Annotated in this window: 2 protein-coding genes; both read left to right on the forward strand. The window is 73.8% G+C overall.

The window, feature by feature from the left end; all coding sequences use genetic code 11:
* The first annotated feature begins 79 nt into the window (after positions 1-79).
* Positions 80-1,738 (forward strand): phenylacetic acid degradation protein PaaN, encoded by a 1,659-nt coding sequence (gene paaN, locus ACXJKL_RS17820; protein WP_457208347.1) that lies wholly within the window; start codon positions 80-82, stop codon positions 1,736-1,738.
* Positions 1,739-1,769: 31 nt separating this feature from the next.
* A partial coding sequence (locus ACXJKL_RS17825; RefSeq protein ID WP_457208348.1) for an amidohydrolase occupies positions 1,770-3,288 on the forward strand: 1,519 nt, incomplete at its 3' end.

A 3,288-nucleotide genomic window follows, 5' to 3' on the forward strand; every position in this document is an offset into this window, starting at 1 on the left:
CGTCACGGACTACCCCACGGTGTGTGACAGCCGGCGGTCGAGATTGCGCGGAGGCGTTACATCGCGAGACAGTGGGGGCATGACCCTCAGCCTCGACCGTCACCGCGACCGCCTCGACTCGGCGGTCGCCGCCAGCGCCGCCCGCACCTACTACTCGGCCTTCGAGGAGTCCCCTTCGCCCCGCGTGTACGGCGAGTCCGCGGCCGCCGAGGGCAAGGCGGCGTTCGAGGCGCTGCTCGACCGCCCGTTCCCGCTCGAGACGCCGGGCAGCGAGGGGACCGTGGCGACCGAGCGGTCGCCGTACGGCATCGACCTGGGCGTGACCTACCCCCGCGCCGCCGACGTCGACGCCCTGATGGTCGCCGCGCAGGCGGGCATGAAGGCCTGGCGTGACGCCGGCCCCGACGGCCGCACGGCCGTGTGCCTGGAGGTCCTCGACCGGCTGCACGGGCGGATCTTCGAGCTGGCCAACGCCGTGCAGCACACCAGCGGGCAGGCCTTCGTGATGGCCTTCCAGGCCGGCGGGGCGCACGCGCTCGACCGCGCGCTCGAGGCGATCGCCTACGCCCACACCGAGATGACCCGCACGCCCGCGACGGCCCTGTGGGAGAAGCCGGGCAAGTACCCGCTGCGGATGGAGAAGACCTTCACCGTCGTGCCGCGCGGCGTCGCCCTGGTGATCGGCTGCAACACCTTCCCGACGTGGAACTCGTGGCCCGGGCTCTTCGCCAGCCTCGTCACCGGCAACCCGGTCGTGGTCAAGCCGCACCCGGCCGCCGTGCTGCCGCTCGCGATGACCGTCCAGGTGTGCCAGGAGGTGCTGGCCGAGGCCGGCTTCGACCGCAACCTGGTGACGCTCGCCGCCGAGGCTCCCGACGACCGGCTGGCCGCGACGCTCGCCACCCGCCCCGAGGTCCGGCTCGTCGACTTCACCGGCGGCAACGCCTTCGGTGACTGGCTCGAGGCCAACGCCCGGCAGGCGACCGTCTTCACCGAGAAGGCCGGCGTCAACACCGTCGTCATCGACTCGACCGGCGACCTGGGCGCGATGTGCCGCAACCTCGCCTTCTCGCTGGCCCTCTACTCCGGTCAGATGTGCACCGCGCCGCAGAACCTCTACGTCCCCGCCGGCGGCATCACGACCCCCGACGGCACCGTCTCGCCCGCCGAGCTCGCCCGGGGCATCGAGCAGGCCCTCGACGGGCTCCTCGGCGAGGACGCGAAGGCGGTCGAGCTGCTCGGCGGCATCGTCTCCCCGGCGGTCGTCGAGCGCGTCGAGTCGGCCCGGTCGCGCGAGCGGGTCCTGGTCGCGGGCCGCGACGTCACGCACCCGTCGTACGCCGACGCGACCGTCCGCACGCCCACGCTGGTCGGGCTGACCGCGGCCGACTCCGACGTCTACGAGTCGGAGTGCTTCGGCCCGGTCGCCTACCTCATCGAGACCTCCGGCACCGACGAGTCCATCGTCCTGTTCCGCGACACGGTGCAGCGCCACGGCGCGATGACCGCAGCCGTCTACTCGACCTCGGACGAGGTCATCGAGCAGATGCGTGACGCTGCCCTCGACGCCGGCGTGGCGCTCAGCGAGAACCTCCTGGGCGGGGTCTTCGTCAACCAGTCCGCGGCCTTCAGCGACTTCCACGGCACCGGCGCCAACCCGGCCGCCAACGCCTCCTACACCGACGGTGCGTACGTCGCCTCCCGCTTCCGGGTCGTCCAGTCCCGACGCCACGTCTGAGCCCTCCACCGACTCGTCCTACGGTGGGCGCATGCTGATCCGCAACGCCCGCCTGGTGCCCCTCACCGAGCCCGCCCCGCAGGACTCCGCCCGGCAGGGCCTCGTCGACGTCCTCGTCGACGTCCTTGTCGAGGACGGCGTCGTCACGAAGGTCGGCGCCGGTATCGGCGAGGACGGCGTCCTGGCCGGCGACGCGGCGTACGACGACGTGGCCGACGACGCGTTCGACGCGCAGGGCGGCTGGCTGATGCCGGGGCTGTGGGACCAGCACGTGCACCTGGCCCAGTGGACGCTCTCGAGCGCCCGGCTGGACCTCGCCCCCGCCCGCTCGGCCGAGCACGCCGTGGCCCTGGTGCGCGATCGGCTGGAGGAGTGGCCGGACCTCCCCGTCATCGGGTGGGGACACCGGCCGACGGCGTGGGACGAGGTACCGGTCACCGCCCACCTCGACGCCATCGACACCGAGCAGCCGATCGTGCTCATCGCCGGGGACGGGCACCACGGCTGGCTCAACACGGTCGCGCTGCAGATGCTCGCCCTCCCGACCCGCCAGAGCGTAGTGAGCGAGGCGGAGTGGTTCATGGCGTACGGCCGGCTCTCGACCGTGCTCGGCAGCGACGGCACCGGCCCGGAGGCCTACCGCCGCACCATGGAGAACGCCGCGGCGCTCGGCGTGGTCGGCGTCGTGGACTTCGAGTTCAGCGGCGGGGTGGCCGACTGGGCCGAGCGCTGGGCGGGCGGCGCGGACCTGATCCGGGTCCGCCACGCCTGCTACGCCGACGGCCTCGAGGACGTCATCGCACGCGGGCTGCGCTCGGGCGACCCGCTCGACGGCGACCCCCGGCTGACGATGGGGCCGCTCAAGATCATCAGCGACGGCTCGCTCAACACCCGGACGGCCTGGTGCTGCGACCCCTACGCCGAGAAGGCCGTCCTCGGCTTCCCCGAGGGCCAGCCCAACCAGACGCCGGACGAGCTGCGCCGACTGCTGGCGCGGGCGGCGGAGCACGATCTCGACGTCGCGGTGCACGCCATCGGGGACCGCGCCGTCACTGAGGCGCTGGCCGCCTTCGCCGACACCGGTGCCCGGGGCGGGATCGAGCACGTCCAGCTCACGACGCGCGACGACGTACGCCGGATGGCCGACCTCGGCGTCCGCGCCAGCGTCCAGCCCGCCCACCTGATCGACGACCGCGACGTGACGGAGCGGCTGTGGCCGGGGCGCTCAGAGCGCTGCTTCCCGCTGCGCTGGATGCTCGACGACGGGGTCGACGTGGTGCTCGGCTCCGACGCCCCGGTCTCGGTGCTCGACCCGTGGTTGGCCGTGGCGGCCGCCGTGCACCGCTCGGGCGACGAGCGCGAGCCGTGGCACCCCGAGCAGTCGCTCACCCCCCGCGAGGCGCTGGCCGCCTCCACCGACGGCCTCGGCACGGTCGCGCCCGGCCACCCTGCCGACCTCGTGCTGCTCGCCGCCGATCCCCTCGACGGTGTCGGCGACGCCGCCCACGCCGCCCGGCTCCGCGGGATGGGCGACCACGTCGTCGCCACCT

The sequence above is a fragment of the Nocardioides sp. P5_C9_2 genome, assembly GCF_054049555.1.

Excerpts from the sequence above, each read along its gene's own strand:
- paaN (WP_457208347.1), top strand. The coding sequence starts at position 80 with ATGACCCTCAGCCTCGACCGTCACCGCGACCGCCTCGACTCGGCGGTC.